Origin of the sequence: Candidatus Nitrosoglobus terrae (assembly GCF_002356115.1) — a bacterium.
In the GTDB taxonomy this organism is placed as follows: domain Bacteria; phylum Pseudomonadota; class Gammaproteobacteria; order Nitrosococcales; family Nitrosococcaceae; genus Nitrosoglobus; species Nitrosoglobus terrae.
Genome location: NZ_AP014836.1, coordinates 497,550 through 515,791 on the forward strand (window position 1 = coordinate 497,550; position 18,242 = coordinate 515,791).

17 protein-coding genes are annotated in these 18,242 nt (G+C 40.9%); 7 read left to right on the forward strand and 10 right to left on the reverse strand.

Translation table 11 applies throughout. The features are described from left to right. The 4 genes from haoB to TAO_RS02430 all read left to right on the forward strand — a co-directional run bounded on the left by haoB (position 1) and on the right by TAO_RS02430 (position 2,295). On the forward strand, positions 1-1,065 hold the full coding sequence (gene haoB, locus TAO_RS02415; protein ID WP_096526453.1) for a hydroxylamine oxidation protein HaoB: 1,065 nt from the start codon (positions 1-3) through the stop codon (positions 1,063-1,065). A 78-nt stretch (positions 1,066-1,143) separates the two neighbouring features. Continuing rightward, positions 1,144-1,398: a hypothetical protein gene (locus TAO_RS09625; protein ID WP_172419046.1), complete on the forward strand. Its 255-nt coding sequence runs from the start codon at positions 1,144-1,146 to the stop codon at positions 1,396-1,398. Then, positions 1,398-1,577 carry a hypothetical protein gene (locus TAO_RS02425; RefSeq protein ID WP_096526455.1) on the forward strand — a complete coding sequence of 60 codons (180 nt, stop codon included), beginning with the start codon at positions 1,398-1,400 and terminating at the stop codon, positions 1,575-1,577. Before TAO_RS09625 ends, TAO_RS02425 begins: the two co-directional genes overlap by 1 nt. A gap of 76 nt (positions 1,578-1,653) precedes the next feature. Continuing rightward, positions 1,654-2,295, forward strand: a complete 642-nt coding sequence (locus TAO_RS02430; protein ID WP_231910548.1) for a NapC/NirT family cytochrome c — start codon at positions 1,654-1,656, stop codon at positions 2,293-2,295. A gap of 80 nt (positions 2,296-2,375) precedes the next feature. Here the strand turns inward: TAO_RS02430 and TAO_RS02435 are convergent, their stop codons facing one another. The 8 genes from TAO_RS02435 to TAO_RS02470 all read right to left on the reverse strand — a co-directional run bounded on the left by TAO_RS02435 (position 2,376) and on the right by TAO_RS02470 (position 10,822). Further along, the gene (locus tag TAO_RS02435; protein WP_096526456.1) at positions 2,376-4,088 is read right to left on the reverse strand and encodes a proline--tRNA ligase; all 1,713 of its coding nucleotides are present in this window, start codon (positions 4,086-4,088) and stop codon (positions 2,376-2,378) included. A gap of 461 nt (positions 4,089-4,549) precedes the next feature. Beyond that, positions 4,550-5,251 carry a hypothetical protein gene (locus TAO_RS02440; RefSeq protein ID WP_172419047.1) on the reverse strand — a complete coding sequence of 234 codons (702 nt, stop codon included), beginning with the start codon at positions 5,249-5,251 and terminating at the stop codon, positions 4,550-4,552. Positions 5,252-5,393: 142 nt separating this feature from the next. Next, complete coding sequence (locus TAO_RS02445; RefSeq protein ID WP_096526458.1) at positions 5,394-6,650, reverse strand: DUF2130 domain-containing protein; 1,257 nt, start codon at positions 6,648-6,650, stop codon at positions 5,394-5,396. A gap of 16 nt (positions 6,651-6,666) precedes the next feature. Next, positions 6,667-7,092 (reverse strand): MAPEG family protein, encoded by a 426-nt coding sequence (locus tag TAO_RS02450; RefSeq protein WP_096526459.1) that lies wholly within the window; start codon positions 7,090-7,092, stop codon positions 6,667-6,669. A gap of 227 nt (positions 7,093-7,319) precedes the next feature. Continuing rightward, positions 7,320-8,789 carry a phosphatidylserine decarboxylase gene (locus TAO_RS02455; RefSeq protein ID WP_096526460.1) on the reverse strand — a complete coding sequence of 490 codons (1,470 nt, stop codon included), beginning with the start codon at positions 8,787-8,789 and terminating at the stop codon, positions 7,320-7,322. 226 nt (positions 8,790-9,015) lie between these two features. Continuing rightward, the gene (locus TAO_RS02460) at positions 9,016-9,576 is read right to left on the reverse strand and encodes a sugar O-acetyltransferase (RefSeq protein WP_096527722.1); all 561 of its coding nucleotides are present in this window, start codon (positions 9,574-9,576) and stop codon (positions 9,016-9,018) included. Between the two features lie 47 nt (positions 9,577-9,623). Continuing rightward, positions 9,624-10,463, reverse strand: coding sequence for an arsenite methyltransferase (locus TAO_RS02465; protein WP_096526461.1), 840 nt, complete (start codon positions 10,461-10,463; stop codon positions 9,624-9,626). A 29-nt stretch (positions 10,464-10,492) separates the two neighbouring features. After that, complete coding sequence (locus TAO_RS02470; protein ID WP_096526462.1) at positions 10,493-10,822, reverse strand: ArsR/SmtB family transcription factor; 330 nt, start codon at positions 10,820-10,822, stop codon at positions 10,493-10,495. Positions 10,823-11,302: 480 nt separating this feature from the next. On the opposite strand from TAO_RS02470, the gene dcm reads away from it, so the two are divergent. Then, complete coding sequence (gene dcm / locus TAO_RS02475; RefSeq protein WP_096526463.1) at positions 11,303-12,541, forward strand: DNA (cytosine-5-)-methyltransferase; 1,239 nt, start codon at positions 11,303-11,305, stop codon at positions 12,539-12,541. Here dcm and TAO_RS02480 read toward each other — a convergent pair. Next, positions 12,517-13,281 (reverse strand): Eco47II family restriction endonuclease, encoded by a 765-nt coding sequence (locus TAO_RS02480; RefSeq protein WP_096526464.1) that lies wholly within the window; start codon positions 13,279-13,281, stop codon positions 12,517-12,519. The genes dcm and TAO_RS02480 overlap by 25 nt on opposite strands. 359 nt (positions 13,282-13,640) lie before the next feature. Beyond that, positions 13,641-14,924: a glycosyltransferase gene (locus TAO_RS02485; protein ID WP_096526465.1), complete on the reverse strand. Its 1,284-nt coding sequence runs from the start codon at positions 14,922-14,924 to the stop codon at positions 13,641-13,643. A 201-nt stretch (positions 14,925-15,125) separates the two neighbouring features. Here TAO_RS02485 and TAO_RS02490 point away from each other — a divergent pair, with 201 nt between their 5' ends. Continuing rightward, on the forward strand, positions 15,126-15,737 hold the full coding sequence (locus tag TAO_RS02490) for a DNA-3-methyladenine glycosylase (RefSeq protein ID WP_096526466.1): 612 nt from the start codon (positions 15,126-15,128) through the stop codon (positions 15,735-15,737). Between the two features lie 1,177 nt (positions 15,738-16,914). Then, positions 16,915-18,093 (forward strand): hypothetical protein, encoded by a 1,179-nt coding sequence (locus tag TAO_RS02500; protein WP_096526467.1) that lies wholly within the window; start codon positions 16,915-16,917, stop codon positions 18,091-18,093. The last annotated feature ends 149 nt before the right edge of the window (positions 18,094-18,242 follow it).

Below are 18,242 nucleotides of genomic sequence, written 5' to 3' on the forward strand. Positions count from 1 at the left end.
GTGTCTGTAGCTAAAGAAGAAGCTGTGCTACCCTCCTCAACTGGAGTAGGTAAAGCTCCCCTGCTTATCGGTTTAGTTTTGATAGCGGGGGGGCTTCTCCTCTTAAGCTGGCTTGGTTGGGCGTTATTTAACTCAACTGATGGCCAGAAAGCTCCATACCATTATAAGAAAATAGCAGAGGGTGGATTAGGAGAATTCTCAGACCTAGTAGATCTTAAGGTTTACGAGGACGAGGGGATTACTATCCGTAAGTATGAATTAATCGATGAGAAAGTACAGAAAGGTCCTCTAGTAGAGCTTTATGCTGGATCTAAGGATGGCCGAACTCCTGTATTACTGGAGTGGAAGAATAATCTAAGAGAGCCGCTGTTAGCTATTAGTGGTGATGTTAAAGATTTAGCTAACCTAGCTCAGGCAGTTAGTCAGCACGTGTCCTCTAAGGCAGTGCTGCTAGGCTGGTGGGATATATCTCGTCGTCTTGAGTTGCTTACAGGGGTAAATACCTTATTTCATGAGAATTTAGTTCAACCTTTGCTAATACCTGCTCCATGGGTTAGTCAACAAAAGGCAATTGAAGAGCTAGAAAGTAAATTTTGGCAGGCTACTAAATCAACTGAGGAAAAAGATCGCTTAAAGCGTGTTGTAGACGCGCTGCTAGCCGATGAAGTAACCGGAACCTCGATGCTAAGGGAACTTGCTGAAGGCCGTGAAGCATATGTTGTTATTCATTCCTCTGATGCTTATAAATTAGGTGTAATGGAGCCTGATCGCTTTGGTATTGGTTATAGAGATTTTCCTAACCAAGGTGATAGTCATGCGCTGATACCTCATGTTAAAGAGTGGGTAAAGGGGCAGGGCTATAAAGCTTATCTAGTTGAACGAGTAGATAAAGATGTGGTTCGCGCTTATTTTTTGAGCGATGATGCTTCTAAAAGCTCTTTAATAGCTAAAATGTTGCCATTTAACTCTTCAAACCCAATGAAGCTTAAAGCACTTCGTCTTCTTGCTCAATATGGAGGTTATTGGGTCTATTCCCTATCACCCACTGATAATAGTACTGGTTAATTTTATTTTTAATAGAAAAATAACGCTATGTGCCGGATAGTAAAACATTCAGTTTTCTATAGTCTATTTTCAGCTGTTATGAAGGCAGTAACTTTCTTTCGAGCGCAAAGTAGATCACCCTATAATAGATTTAAGGGTAGAAGTTTGCTGTATAAATTGTGGTTTAAGGTAACTTATGGACAAGCTATAAAAGTCTTGGTCGGTAAAGAGACAGGGGCAAAAGGAAAAATAAGATTAAGCCCTAATAATGCCAACAAAGCTGCAACTAAGGAGCTTAATAATTCTTGGGGCTTTATTCTTTGGGGAATTTTGCAGAGCTGGAGCAGGTGTTAATGGATAGAAAGCATGTGGAGTATTGCAGCGCGTACTATTTAAACCAGCTGACTTTCCTACAGTTTCATGTTGAAGAGCTTTACGTATCTTTTATTACTACCCTTAAAGTAGATTGGAAATTCCAGTTTAAATTTAAAGAATCAGCGCGTAATGAAGGGGCAATGCATGAGGCATTATAAGCTAAGTAAGGTCTACTTTTTCTTGCAGCCCTGTATTCTAAAAGCACGCTACACCGCCTGAGGAGTAAAAAGTATTATGTTGTTGTCTAAGTTAAAACAATGGTGTCAAACCATTTGTGAGTATTTTAAGGTTAACTGGCGCCCTATATCGATTGGAGCAGGAGGGTTTTTTGCTTTAATTGTTATCGTTTTTGGTGGCGAAGCTGCATTGTCAACAACCACGTTTTGTACCAGCTGCCATTCTATGTCCTATCCCTACAAGGAATTAAAGACATCTGCACATTATGGATCCTATGGAATAGAGCCTCAATGTAAAGATTGTCATATCCCTCAAGGGTTAGCCAATTTTCATTTAGCAGTAGCAACCCACGTGGTAGATGGCGCTCGAGAACTTTATCTTGAAACGATGCATGATTACTCAACACTTGAGAAATTTAATGAGCGTCGACAAGAGATGGCTCATCACGCTCGCTTAAATTTAAAAGGCTGGGATAGCATGACTTGTCGGCGTTGTCATGAGAATCCGCAGCCTGTCGCTAAATCTGGCCAGAAGGCGCATAAAAAGCTTGCCCAAGGATGGACATGCATTGATTGTCATCAAAATCTTGTGCATGCAAAAGTGGAGTTTACTGATCTCAATGCCAGCCTTAAGAAAGGTAAGATGGTGATTACTAAGGAAATAGATTGGACGGATAAGTATCCACTGGCAAACCGTTGATAGAAGAAAGAGATACTTAAAAATAAGTAAATTTATTATTAAGAACCCCGACAGCTTGCCGGGGTTCTTAGTTTCTAACTTTAAACTTCCATCTGAGATTTAAGTTGAAGTATTAGGTTATCATCTAATTTGATCTGAATGGTTTTAGCATCTCGACGCCGTTTATACTCCACAGTATTCGTTTCTAACCCTCGATCGCTAATAATTAAACGATGGGGAATACCAATCAGATCCATGTCAGCGAAGATAACTCCAGAGCGAAGCTGACGGTCATCTAATAAAATTTCATATCCAGCTACTTGTAGTTTAGTGTAGAGCATCTCTGTTATTTCTTTAACTTGTGCTGATTTATGTGAATTAATAGGGATAAGTGCTAGTTGGAAAGGAGCGATAGAATCAGGCCAGATAATGCCGTGCTCATCATAATTTTGTTCAATAGCAGCAGCTACTATCCTAGATACACCAATACCATAACAGCCCATAGTTAAAATAGTGCTGCGCCCTGTTTTGTCTAATACAGTGGTATTCATGGCTCGACTATATTTTTCGCCTAACTGAAAAATATGGCCAACTTCAATGCCTCGGGCGATAGATAAAATACCTTCCCCATGAGGATTTGGATCTTTATTGATTACATTACGAATATCAGCGGTTATTGGTTCCGGTAAATCGCGCCCCCAGTTGGCTCCTATAAAGTGTTTACCCTCTATATTGGCGCCACAAACGAAATCCACTGATTGAGCCGCACTATAATCTGCAATGATCGGAATTTGAAGACCCATAGGACCTAGGAAACCAATACTAGCACCACAAATTTTTTCTATTTGCTCAGGGGTAGCAAATTGAAGAGGATTGGCTACTTGAGGAAGTTTTTGTGCTTTTATCGCATTGAGATCGTGATCCCCTCGAAGTACAAGGGCAATTAACCCTTCCTCACCGCCTTGTACTAACAAGGTTTTAAGACAACGTTGAGGGGAAATATTAAGAAATTGGCTAATTTCTGTAATAGTACGCTGTTCTGGCGTCGCTATTAAAGATAAATTTTCTTTTGGAGATTCAGGTTTATCTAGAGAGGGGAGGGCTGGCGCTAGCTCTACATTAGCTGCGTAATGGCCCTTGTCTGAGACCGCAATAGCATCCTCACCCGAGGCGGCAAGTACATGAAATTCATGGGAAACTTTACCGCCAATTGCGCCCGTATCGGCTTGCACCGCCCTAAAATCTAGGCCAATTCGCTCAAAAATATGACAATAAGCTGCATACATTTGTTCATAGGTTTGTTCTAATGATTCTTGATCCAGATGAAAAGAGTAAGCATCCTTCATTAAGAATTCTCTGGCTCTCATAATTCCAAATCGAGGCCGAATTTCATCCCGGAATTTAGTTTGAATTTGGTAAAAGGTAGCCGGTAGCTGTTTATAACTTTGTATCTCATGGCGAATCAAATCGGTAATAATTTCCTCATGGGTAGGGCCAAAGCAGAATGAGCGCTGGTGGCGATCAGTAAATCGCAGTAACTCTGGCCCGAACTGTTCCCACCTTCCTGTTTCCTGCCAAAGTTCAGCAGGTTGTATGGCTGGCATTAATATCTCCTGCGCTCCCGTTTTATCCATTTCTTCACGGATAATATTTTCGACCTTACGAAGAACCCGTAAACCAAGGGGCAGCCACGTATAAAGTCCCCCAGCAAGGCGGCGAATGAATCCACCTCTAAGCATAAGCTGATGGCTAATGATTTCAGTATCAGCCGGAATTTCGCGGGTAGTTGCAAGCAAGTATTGAGAAGTACGCATAATTTGTATTGTGAGTGGCTGTATTAGCTAAAAATTAGCTATTTTACATTGGTTTAGGCAACAAGTCGCCTGCTAGCATCAGGGCGCTTTACCTTTAAGTCTATAATCTATTTTTCGTTTTGATCATACTATCCAGTTTTAGGTGGTATATGGTTTTTTGAAACGATATGCTCAGTCCGCACACCGTGAAAACAAACGATGTCCTCAAAGGTTTTTTTGAATAAATTGTTAGGGTTTATGCCGTCTATATTGATTTCCTGTCTTGCTACTAGTGAGCAGCACCTAGGCTTGTTTTTTGATGAGAGCTTCCAGAACGGCTGCGGGCATCCACATGAGCAGACGGCATAAGTGCCGTAATAAAGATACTATATATGATTCTAGCGATATGTTTATATTTCTATTCTATATTCTTTAACATCTGAGTTTAGTAGCGCGCGTAGCGTATCCGCTGGGATAAGTAGTTAGATTATTGGTTCCGCTTTCTCCCATAGTTCCTCATAAATCTTCAATGTTTTAGGAACTATGTCAGCAGAAATGGGGTCAAGATATGTTGGATTCTTTACTGCGGCATCTTTAATCGAAGTGCCAAATACCCAGCATTGTTTTGAGTCTATAAAGATAACTCTATCGTGTATTGTTTTGCTCTGTCGAATGCTGATTTTAACGTTGTGCTGTGTGCTGAAGGCAGCTGCTGCCTCCTTTACCTTTGCATGCTCGGAAACTAGGAGTTGCACAGCTATGGATGAGCTAATATTGCCGGAAAGATATCGATCAAAGATAGCATCATCCATGTACGGGTCTACAATGAATACCGTTCTTGTCGCCTTACCCAAGATCTTGTTGAGATCTTTGAAGAAGTCGTATACAGCGCCAGGGCCAAAAACTTGGCCAGCATCTTGCGGGAGCGTACTTTCAAGCGATGCAATTGCTTCACGGATCGTTGTGAGAACGATGCCATAGCACATCTGGCGCTGAAGATTACCTATCATTGCCTTGGTAACTGTTTGAAATTTATTAGCCCGTGTTTGATCCCACTTACTGATAAGAGACAATGCCTCTCCAAGCCATTTATATTGTGCATCTCCATACTTTACATCACCTTCCAATGGAGGTTGTTCCCGGAGTAGGCATTGAAGAAATTCTAATAAGATTTGTGGAATCATAGACAAAAAATTTAATTTACAATTAGATAGCACCGATCATACCATGGAAGGATTACGCCTACAGGTGATAGATATTGAATTTACAGGTTGTAGAATTATTGCGCGGGTAGGCAAGAGAGATGAGGATCGGGTGACGAATACTTTAGGGTATAAGACTATCGTTAAACTCAAGTTGAGGGACTGTCTGAACCGCATTACCGGCAATGCCCCGAATAGCGCCGTACATATGAGTAGTACTTTGCAGTACGCGTTCGATCTCCTTTTCCCGTTTCTTCCACAGAGTTTCCATTTGCCGCTTCTCGTTTGCTAAACCTGATTGCAGTTGGCTAAATCCTTCTACAATGGCTTCAATCTGTAGGCGAAATTCAGTGCTGGTAATGTAATCATAAATCATACTCATTTTATCGCCCTTATTTTCTTGGAAGGCGAACGCAGTATGTAATTGGATGACTGATTCTCGAAGGACGCGGGACAGTCCTTTAAATTCCTCATAGGTGCAAATCCAAATCCCTTCTTTTTGCCCTAATCTTTCCATATCTTTGGGCATGGTTTCAGTGACAATAACGCCAAATGTAGCCCCGTTAGCCCGTAAATCATCTTTAAACTTGGCGATCCAGCTGGGTTGAAACTCTTTAGTCCGTTTACTTTCATAATAAATAGCGCCTACGTTTTGGCATCGCTGAGTATTGACTCTGTGAATGCAGTCAGCCCCTCGGGCACCTTTTTTGACTTCTTCAACCGTATCAAAAGGAAATTCTTCACTCAGCCACTTTTCAATGGCAATTTCTTGAGCTTCTCCTTGAGCTTGTACTGATCCTTGTTCGGCTTTTCTATGGGCCTCTTTGAGCTGATCGGTGAGTTGGGTGATGAGTTTTTCTTTCTCTAGGAGCTTTAACTCTATGTTTGATTCTAGGGCTTTCTGGATCTTCTCTCGTTCATTTTGGAGCGCTTCGGTAAGTTTTCTCTCAGCCTCAGATTCAATCTCGCTTCTTAATTCGTCTTTTTCTCGCATCAGTTTGGAAATATCCGCCTTTGCTTTATTAAGTTCCTTTACCTGCTCGGTCTTTTTAGTCAGCTCTTCTTGAAGGCTTCTAGTTGAATCTGCGGTTTCATCAGCCATTGTCTTTCTTAGTTCAGTTTCAATCTTTTGTTTTTCTAGCTGGAGCTGTTTACTGACATTTGCCTGAATAGTGGTGTCTAGCTGCTGTTTTTGCGCTTCAAGCTCAGTTCGGGTTTGATTTAGATCAGCTACTTTTTTTTCATACGCTTGGCGTTCTTGATCCCATTGCGCTTTATAAGTGTTGGAAATCTCCCTTTCCAATTGATGGCGGAGCATGGTATCCACATTAATCTCAGTGCTGCACTTAGGGCAGTTGATAGTTCCTTTTTCAAGACTCATGATGTTTCTAAAAGTGTTAACTAAGATTGATACTAATTGCAAACGCTACCCACATGGCCGTGAGTAATAAGAATCCCAGCATAAAGAGCAGAAAGCGATGCATGACGTTATTATAAGTACAGTGAATAAGGCTATGAACTACCCGCAAAATAACAAAGAGCCATGCCAGTGATGGGAGCCAATTTGGAATGTGACTAGTTGCAAGGGCTATGGCACAAAGCGCATAAAAGAGCACCGGTACCTCAAACAAGTTGGAAAAATTATCCAATGCTCGGGTATCTTTTAGATGTTCTGAGGCTTGATGCCGATGGGCAAGATTTTGCAGCGGTACGCCCGTTCTAGCCATTTCTGACATACGTAACTGTAATAGGCGCATCCCTACGGCAAAGGTGAGTATGACCATAGCCGTACAGGCAAAAATAAGATATTCACTTGGATTCATTTTAGGATCTATCCAATATCATTAGGTTAAATATTCTTAATTTAACAGATCTCATAAAATCCTCCACCTATAGCCTTTAAGCTTAGGTGGAGTAAGTTGTCTCATGTCGTGAAAGTACCGAGGTGGAAAGTCAGGCGTAAGCCTTATCAATTGCTAAGTTTTGCTTCTCAGGAGATTCTATAGCGCTGGTTTATTGCGTGAGCAAATAAACACTTAGAATACATGGCTTAAAATTTCAGTAGCTGAGCAATATTTGAGTAAGCATATTGACTTCGAACTGGGTAGTGGACACCGGTGGTGGTAGTGATGTTCACATTGGATTGGCGCTGAAATACCATCACGATATCGGAGCCACCGAAAAGGAACGCTGAGATCATCTCACCCTTAGAAACTGTTTTTCCTACCACTTCTTTACGCGCTTTCTGGTTGATTAGCGCTACCTGTTCGTCGTAGGATTTTCCTTTCCGTTCTTCTTCGGTCAGGCGAATAAGCTCTTGAGTACCCGGTTTTACAAACACAACAGACGATACCTGCGCCATGCCTATAGGAAGGATAGCAATTTTTCCGATGGCCGTTTCCAGAACGAACAGCCCACGGCATTGTACGAACTGATAGCCCGTAGCATCTTGGGCATCTAAGTACCGGCACGGGTTTACTACGCTAGCTAGATTTGAATTTACGTTAGCCCGTTCCTCAGCAGTATCGAGTACTTCAAGTTTAACATCCAGATAGACTTGTCCCGGAATGAACTTAGCTTCCAGTATTTTGCCTGAGGCAGGTGCATGTTGCCGATGATAATCGTAGACATTGAGAAAACTATGGACAAAAATCCCACCCTCAAAATCGCGCGCATAGGCTGAATCTTTCAGTAACTCCGGAATAGGCCATTCGATGTGTTTTACTACGATGGATGACTCCGCCGGCATGGGTTCACCGGCTGGCGTGGTGATGGCCCATTGACCGACAAAGGTCGACTCAGCGGGGAAAGCAATTATTCGAGGATCGTCTGGCTGAGCGACTGGTCGTTGCCGGTCGATATCCTTGAACGTTCGTGAAAACCACTCGTTAAAAGTCTTATAGTTTTTGATTCCATTTTCACCGCCGTTATAGTCTTGATAGGCATACTCTGGGCCAAATTTGTAGCTTTCAAGGTATTTAGCCGACTCTGGGGTATCGAGGAACTGGCCCCATTCGACGGCAAATTCCCTAAGCCAGAGGGATAGGGGGGTTAAATTCGCGCCTGTAGCGGGATCAACCGGGCTTTGCAGCGCAACGAGTTCGGGCTGATTAAAATAGTAGTAAAACTGTGTAAGGCGAAGGTAATCGGTACGCTCATGGTAGATATTATCTTGCCACTCCCAGACTCGAAGCCCAGGCATCCATGTCGCTAACGTGTCGATGTAGTAATAAAATTGATAGAGGTTGTGTATTCGATCAAGTTCGGGTATCCGTTGTTGGCATACCGTCGAGATTGTACTTTGAAAAGCTCCTCCGTAAGCGTAATTGTTGATAAGATCCTTGAGTTTTTTCGTGATCGGCTGTTTAGGATCGTACACTGTACTTGGTAGGGGTAGATTCTGAAGAAACTTCGACTCTTGCAATGCCGGTGATGAAGCGCCTTGCTTGTCTAAATGCTGGGCTTCCCGTGCTGATACTGGATTCCATCTTAAGCGGCCATAACTTTTATGTGTCTCCATAGTATGCTCCTTGTATTTTTATGCGTATGGTTTCGTAGTAGAGGTGGAGAGTAAAGTAGATATCCCAAAATTGCTTTGGACTTTAAAATAGATAAGCCTTGTTATAGTACTTTAGATAGTAGATCACAAGGAAAAGGGGAGATTATTAGGTTGAATTTGTGATTGAATTGGCAGTTTTTACTGCAATCTGCTTAGCTTGTTAAGCGCTTTATCTAGCGGTAGTTTTCTATTCAATAATTTCTTTTAGGATTTTACACGGATTGCCTACAGCGATTACATTGTTAGGAATATCTTTAGTGACAACACTTCCAGCGCCTATTACCGTATTGTCTCCAATAGTCACCCCCGGCAGAACGGTCACATTTCCGCCCAACCAAACATTATTACCGATGGTAATGGGTTGTGCGTATTCAAGCCCTGCGTTTCTCTGTTTTATATTGATGGGATGATTTGCTGTATAAAAACTACAATTAGGTCCTATAAATACGTTATCGCCAAATTTCACCTCGGCGCAGTCTAAAATGACTAAATTATGGTTTGAGTAAAAATTTTCCCCTATCTCTATGTTATAACCGTAATCACACCAAAAAGACTGTTCAATCAGAAAGTTATTTTTCGTTTTGTTTAATATTTTCTTAATGAGCTGAACTCTTTCCTCTGATTCCGAGTATTGAGTTTGATTAAACTGCTGGCATAAACTTTTGCAAGTTTTACGTTCATTGATTAATTCTTCGTCATGGCTGGCGTTATATAAAAGTCCTTGTTTGCACTTTTCTTTTGCTGTCATGCTCTTTAATTTAGGTAAATTTAAAAAATACCGTTGAAATTTCTTAATTAACATCCCCCCGAATTGGGTGTGCAACAGCCTGCGGGTTTTTCAGCATAAACCGTTATACTTCTGATGACTGTTTCGTTTGATGTATAGGCGGCTATTTCTTCATTACTTAGGTAATTTTTCAAAATATCGTCTGGAATAATGATGGGCTTATCTTTCTGAATAGCCATATTGGTAAAGCCTGATTTTGTAATGTAGCTTAAATATTTATCCTTATCTATCGCACTGGTAACACAACCAACATACATTTCAGCAGCGTTTTTAATTTTTTCGGGTAATTCACCGGTTAATACAATATCTGAAATACTAAAATGCCCGCCCGGTTTTAATACTCTAAAAATTTCTGCAAAAACCGCTGGTTTGTTGGGAACAAGATTTAACACACAGTTGCTTACAATGACATCAGCCGTATTAGCTGTTATCGGCATGTTTTCAATATCACCCTGACGAAATTCAACATTGTTGAAGCCTAATTTCTCCACATTAGCACGCGCCTTAGCAATCATGGCTTCTGTAAAGTCGATCCCAATGATCTTTCCCGTTTCACCTGCTTCGGCTCTGGCTACAAAACAATCGTTGCCAGCCCCGCTTCCCAAATCAATGACAGTATCGCCTTTCTTAATTTTTGCAAATTGAGTGGGCAAACCACAGCCTAAACCCAAATCTGCATCGGGATTGTAGCCATTTAAATTATTATAGTCTTCGCTCATAATGGTATAGACTTCGGTACTGCAACTACCCGCCCCGCAGCAAGAGACAGCGTTAGTTTCTTTGTCTTGTAAGGCGATTTCACTGTATTTTTGCCTGACCATTGCTTTGGTTTCTTGTTCTGATTTCATTTTTTATCCTTTATCAAAGTGTTTAAACATTAACAGCACTGTTTTTGCTGAGTAACGGCTGTGATGATGTTAGAAAAATAGTTTTTGAGGATTTTGAAAGTTGTTTCATCAATACAATAGCAAATTGCATTTCCTTCGATATTCCCTTTAATCAAACCTGCGTTTTTCAACTCTTTCAGATGTTGTGAAATGGTAGGCTGGGCCAGTGGGAGTTCATCTACAATATCACTACAAATACAAGCATTTACTTTCAATAAATATTCAATAATGGCAACTCTTGCTGGATGTCCTAAAGCTTTTGCAATGGTCGCAATTTGATTTTGTCGGTCTGTATAGTGATCTGTTTTTGTTGCTCCCATTTTCAATCTCTATTATCTAATATTGCAATATTACTATATAATTTTAAATAGGGAAGATATTTTTTGATATTTGGTTAGCTCAAGTTTTTTGGAGAAATCTTTTTTTATTGAGTGATTTCGGATTAGGTAGGGCGATATAATGATTAGTATATTAGTAAATAAAATTAGTTTTAAAAAGTCAAAATTAATATTGGGTTGAATAAAAACCATGTGCATTTTCATCTGTAATGTGAGTTAAACCGCAATTATTTTTTTGTTTTATAGCTGTCATCAATGTGGTAGCTGTTTGGCGCAGACAGGGATTTATTGCACTAACACTGAACCGGAGAACCAGCCTTCAGGTTTACGGAAAATTCAACCGATTCCGTTTACTGATGCTCTTACAAAAATACTTGTTATCTGCCATTCGTTCATTTATTTTGCCACTTCAAAAGTTTGTGCTAAATTTGTAACCCTTGTATAAGGTTGTATAGCCTAGTTATGGATAAATATTTAACATTGTCAGAAACGGCTGAACTGCTTGGCAAGAACAAAGAAACGCTAAGACGTTGGGACAGGGACGGAAAATTGTCTGCCGTTCGTGAACCGATAAGTAACTATCGTGTTTACCGTAAATCAGAAGTGTTAGAGTTGTTTTCTGATTTTGTTCAGGTTGATACAAAAGAGCCTATTTCAAATGCTGTCGAGCCAAATTATGAATACAAAGTTTTAGAATTATTTGCAGGTGCGGGTGGTTTGGCTATTGGTATGGAAAAAGCAGGTTTGAAGTGTGTTGCTTTGAACGAAATTGACAAATTCGCTTGTCAAACTTTGCGTAAAAACCGACCACATTGGAATATTTTGGAAGGTGATATTAAGAATTTTAACTTTTCAAAATACAAAGGAAAAGCCGATGTTGTTACAGGTGGTTTTCCTTGCCAAGCGTTCAGTTATGCCGGTAAAAAATTAGGGTTGGCAGATACAAGAGGAACATTTTTTTACGAATTTGCAAGAGTTGTAAAGGAAGTCAATCCGCCTATTTGTATTGGCGAAAATGTGCGTGGTTTGTTAAGCCATGACAATGGAAAAACTTTACAAGGAATGATTTCAGTTTTGGATGAAATCGGTTATGGCGTAGTGCCTATTCAAGTTCTGAAAGCCATAAATTATAAGGTTCCTCAAAAAAGAGAACGATTGATTTTGGTTGGCATTGGAAAAGATGTTACTGCAAAATTCGAATACCCGAAACCTTACAAGAAAATTTATAATCTGAAAGATGCTTTAAAAAAAGGCGAATTGTTTGATTGTAATGTACCCAAATCAAACGGAGCAAAATATCCTCAAAGCAAAAAAGAAGTGTTGGATTTAGTACCACCAAAAGGATATTGGCGAGATTTACCTTTGGAAATTCAAAAAGAATTTATGGGCGGAAGTTTTCATTTGGGTGGTGGAAAAACGGGAATTGCCCGAAGAATTGGTTGGGACGAGCCTTGCCTGACTTTAACTTGCAGTCCTGCTCAAAAACAAACTGAAAGATGTCATCCTGATGAAACCAGACCCTTTACCGTTAGAGAATATGCAAGAATACAAACCTTTCCCGATGAATGGGAGTTTGCAGGTTCGTTGGCTCAACAATATAAGCAGATTGGCAATGCTGTTCCAGTAAATTTAGCACGAGAAGTTGGCTATTCGATTGTGAAATTTTTGAATGATTATTACAATTTATCAAATCCTAAATAATAGCTGTAATTTTCGAAAGTTATTTGGTCGAGGATAGAACGATTAGTTTTTTCGGTTTCGGAAATGATTTCTTCCAAAGCCGAATTTTCTTTTACACTATCGTCTTTCTCAACTGATTTCAAATAGTCGTTAATGGCTTTTGGTAATGCTTTATATAATTGAAAAAGTGCATTATCCTGCCCAGAAAGCAAAGCATAAAATTGGTCACCTGAAATTTTATAAACTCTTGAATGACTGTATTCTTTTCCATTAATTTCACCTTTCCATAGCTTGTTAAAACTTCCTTTTGCTAAAATCTGAACCCAATAACATTTAGCTTTTTTATAGTCATCTGCATAACGGGCTAATTTTTGAAACAGAGCTTCAGCCGAACTGCTGTTCATCGTGTTATGCTTGTTTTTGATGTCAGCAAAAAGCGTGTTGTCTTTTGCTTTTATATCAAAACCACTCAAATTCCCAGCTTCGTAATCTTTAATTCCGCCTAAAATTTGTTCGTGAAACGTTCCAATAGAGTTATTAATAGATTTGTCAATTTGTCGAAGAATTTCAGATTGAATTAAATCATCTTCGTTGAGGCCATTGAATTTAGCGTCAAAAGTTAGCTTGATCGTATCAACCTTATTGGTGTAGAAACTCTTTTTTGAGATGTTGTTTTTGGCTCGTAAATAGGCTTTGTGTAAATTTTCAATACAGTTTAATAGATGTTCGTCTGAAATAAAGTTTACATATTTGTTTGTCATTACAATTAGTTGTTAGATTTTGGTTGTTAAACTACAAAATTTTTAGCTCAATTTCTTATACGAACGTTCAAAAAGAATGATAGGTAATGGTTCGGGGCTTTGCGTCTAGGCGGGTTTTGGAGTACAAAACTTCAATTTATTACTAAAGCTCAATAGTAACATTTAGATCCAAGCTTGCATGTCAGCTCGCTTGACGCAAAACTGTTTGTTATGCACTAGCTATTTCATCAGTATATTTTATGGTTAATTTATCTTTTAATCCAAAAATTGTTAAGGCTTCTTTCAATAAAATAGGACTTATTTTCTTACCAGCCTTTAATTAGAGATGCGTTAGCTTTAGGTTGTAGGATATTAGCATCTTATAGATTACCCTCAAATATAAATTGCTCAATTTTACGCCATAGAGCAATGGAATAATGAGGCGATGTAAAGTGAGATGAAAGGCGGGCGCATTGGATAGCAATAGGCTCTGAGGTGCAAAGGGTATGCAGTTCTTGGGCTAGGTTTTGGGGTCGTAGCTTTTTGACGGGAATCACTCTACCGGCACCGAGTGAAGTAACGCGAGTGCCATTGTCGAATTGATCCCAAGCGAATGGAGTAATCAATTGAGGGGTTCCAGAGCGTAGCGCTTCAGCGGTGGTGCCAACGCCCCCATGATGAACCAGTGCTGCGGTATGTTTCAGAAGAGCTGATAGGGGTACGTAGGGTTGCCAGAGCACCGACTGTGGAAGGGGCGAAGGAATCTGGGCTTGGTTTTTAGTGAGAAAAATAGCACGTCGCCCAATTTTATTGATAGCGGCAAGGGCGCAGGCGAAAAATTTGGCTGCGTGGAAATTTCCGGTACCTGGGGTGAACACAATAGGTTTTTCGCCTGCTTCAAGGAAGTCAGAGAGTTCCTTAGAGAAGCTTTGTTGCCCAGTGGTGTCAAATAGCTGAAAATCCCCTTCAATTAAAGAGCGTGGCCAGTCCGGTGCCGTAGGTGCAAACCACGAGGGAAAGAGAGTCACCGTAAGGTCTGGGGCTTGGGCGATATGGGTAAGAAAGGAATGAATCTTAGGAAGCCCTAGAGGTATTCTCGCTGCATTAACTTGAGTGACGGCAAAGGGATCAATACGTTGTTTTTCTATAAACCACCAAAGACCACGTCGCCAACTCATGGGTACCCAGCGAGGTACGGACAATGAGCTCATACCAATGGTTAGGGGATCATAGCAGGTTTTAAGATTCGAGGGCGCCAGATAAGCGCTTACCACTGATTTTACAAGGTTAAGCTCACGGGCGATGATTGCGCCTGATATAACGAGCGGATGGGCAATGATAACTTGTGGCGTGGGTATAGAGGCGGACTCAATGGCATCGAGATATTGCTTTAGCTGATTACTATAGTGGGCAAAAAGCGTGGAGAGTCCTTTCTTGGGGTCCCATATATTTGGATTATTAAGGGTATGGAAAAATTCTTCCTCTGTCCCTGCACCGGCAAAAGGAATTCCAGCATCGCGAATAAGATTTTCATAGTGGAAATTAGTGATGAATGTGACCTTGCGTCCGAGAGTTTGTAGTGTTTTTGCAATACGCAAAAATGGATACATATCGCCAGTAGTACCGATAGTAACAATGAAATAGTGGGGAGAAGTATTAGACATAGCGGCTAAGTTTCAGTTGAAGAAAACTATATTTTTCTGCCCTTAGCAAGAAGAATTTTATCTTCTGCCAAAACCCCTTTTTATTCATAGATTACAGTGTAGGAATGAAATAGGTTCTTTTCTAGTGCCTTTAAAGATATCTATCTTTACCCCATGCTAAAATTAAAATTAAACTTTATTTTATGAAAGCATAGAGAGAAGATGACTGATTTGTTGCCCCGGGATTTCTATGCTCGGGACTCCCTTGAAGTGGCAGCCGATTTATTAGGGGCTTTGCTATACCAAGATCAAATCCTACTGAAGATCACGGAAACAGAAGCCTATCGCTGGCCAGAGGATACAGCTAATCACGGTTGTGTTCATGGCCGCACCCAAAGAAATGAGGCCCTCTGGGGGCCACCGGGTTTAGCGTATGTCTATTTATGCTATGGGATTCATTATTTGTTTAATGTGGCTACGGGAGAAGCAGGGCAATCAGCCGCCGTATTAATTCGAGCCTGTGAGCCAGTTGCCGGTTTTGAATTGATTCAAAGCCGCCGAAGAGGCCAGTTACTTAAGCCCAACCTTTTAGCGGGCCCTGGCAAGATAGGGGCGGCTTTAGGGTTGAATTTAAGCTGGAATCATCATCCGGTTTATGAAGCAGGAGGGCTTGAGATTCGAGCGGGAGATCAAATCACGGATTATCTTATCGGCCCTCGGGTAGGGATTGATTCGGCTAAGCCTGAACATCGAGATGCCCCGTGGCGATTTGCGATTGCCGATAACCCTTGGGTCAGCTGCCGATCTAAATTGCGTTCTAGGGCTAAAAATTAGGTAAATAGCTCATGGTTCGTTTTTATATTTTAAATTAAGTTTAAAAAACAATCTAAAAATAAAGGAGAGTTATGGGAAGGTGCAGGTATGCGTGCTGATTTTTATCCATAGGAATCTCCATGTTGGAATGATGGCTAGGAAGTAGATTTATGCGGAAGTAAATGATTTGCATAGCAACCATCTTAATCTAAGTAAAACTTTAATTTTTGCGATAAATAATTTAAATAACCGAAAACCCAATCCTTGCGGAAAATTGTACTAGATACTTGCTTACGCTTATGCTCTATTGAGGATCACTTCTTGCCTCTGGAAGCAGTTTTATCGAATTATGGCTTAGAGATTCTGAGAAACTATGGGTTCGCTTTATTCGATATGAAGCTATATTGCCTAGCTTCACAGACTCCCTGAAATGAAAGTCCATACATTTCGCTGAAAGGGAAAACTATCAGCAGCTTGCTGCCTGTATTACTGAAATGCTAAGCGATCTGGACAAACTTAAGGCATTTTACCCCTATCTTAAGAAATAGCTTTTATTGATTAGTGAAGTCATTAGTGTGATCTAAATCACAATTCTGTTAATTATAGCTATTTTTCTATAGTGAAGTGGTTTAAAAATATAGCTGCGAGACCATACTTTTAGGAGAATTTACATATGGCAGCTTCAACTTTCTAGTGGGCACTAAGAGCTTTTCAACAACATGGTAATCTTTGGATTGAATGGAGCACAACCGCTCCATTTAGAGCACAACAAGGGCAAATTTCTGTCTATAAAGGCACTACTTTTCCGCCCAATCCACAAAATGATAGGGTAGCATGGTCGTGGGATAATGAGCATAAACCATTATGGGATACAGGTCAGCGTTGGGGATCAGACTGGTGTATTGCATGGATAGCACAAGCAAGCCCCAATGGCCCATATGTGTACGTTACCTCACTAATAACAGCCGGTATGTCTAATCCGAGCCTTAACGTTTGCGAATAAGGCAAATTCTTCTACGGGGTAAGCCCGTATAGCTAAAAGTGCAGCCAGTAGGTTGGGGCTAGTAAGCTCACCAAAACTTACTGGCTGCGTCCTATCTAGCAATAGGGTACCTAAACCGTATTGGATTGTAAGGTAAGAGGAAAAACACTTTCTTAATAATCTCTATAATAAAAAAGCGAGCTTTTAGAATATAACATGAAGATATCAACGCTTATTTTCACCATATTCATATTTACAGTGGTTGCTATTGTCGCGCAGGCTTATACTACTCCAGACCCTAGCACCGTAATCGTCTCTGTTCCAGCACGGGCAGGAACTGTCGATGGTACTACCAAGAATTCCGATGAGTTTATCTGGAATCTATTCACTCAGTTCACAGCACCAGTACCCAAATTATCCTTGCCTCGGGTGGTATTCGAGACTTGGGCTTCCGACGCAGATGTTTTTTCTACCTCACCCCTTTGGCCTAAACCGGATGCGCCCAGAAAATTCCATGGAAGCCTTCTTGCTTCTATAACGACCTCTTTTCATAGCTCAATCGATGTTCCTTGTGCGACTCCTGGAAATGCTGCAGTAGGTGGATTCCCCATCGAGGGTACACCAACGCCCTGCATCTCCGAAGAGACAAAGCGTAATCGCCCGCAATTCGACTATATTATTAATAATAACCTGAATACCAAGGTTGGATTAACAGCCGCCTTCAAGAAAGATTTTAAAGTGACTATGCCTACGTCAGCCATCTCTGTGAAGGGTGACTGGATTCCAGTGCAGACTATCCTTCAATGGATCCCTGAGCTGAATAGTATTAAAAACATTAGGAAACTCTACTACACTACCATTTCTAATTCTGTGGAGTATGGTCTCGTAGCGCTTCACGTGAGCAGTCGACAGACCCCTAACTGGGTTTGGGGAACCTTTGAACACCAGATGAATCCGGGTCGCTGCGACTATATTGGATGTTTCGATACCTTTGGCAGCACGGTTCCCACAGTCTATCCCAACAAGGTTACGCCTAATACCCAATATGGCACCTGCCTGAAGACGGAACAATTGAAAGCCTTGATGGCTAAGATGAACCTATCACCAGTATGGGAGAATTACTGCCTAAAATCCACCCAAGTAGATTATAGCGCCCCTGATGGTACACCCTATGTACTTGGCAACTCAGTTATTGAGGGGATTACCGGCAACGGAACTGTTGCTGCTTCGTCCTGTATTGCCTGTCACGTTTACGCCTCATTTGGGCCTAGCGGCGTACCAAAATCTACTGTAAAGGCTATGCTTCCCTTTAACCCCATAGGAGCTCCTACCCCTGGCGTGCTCGATGGGTCATTGCAATTTGATTTCATGTGGGGAGTCTTGCTAGCACCATAACCTCCTGCTCCTGTGAAATCGATTACCAAGAAGGTTGGAAGCTCCGCTATTCTAGGCATTGCAAGAAGATAGCTTACGTTAAAGTTTTAACTGGATGACAGTTTACCCTTTATAAATAATAAAGATAAAGACAAAAAGCCCCTTATCTT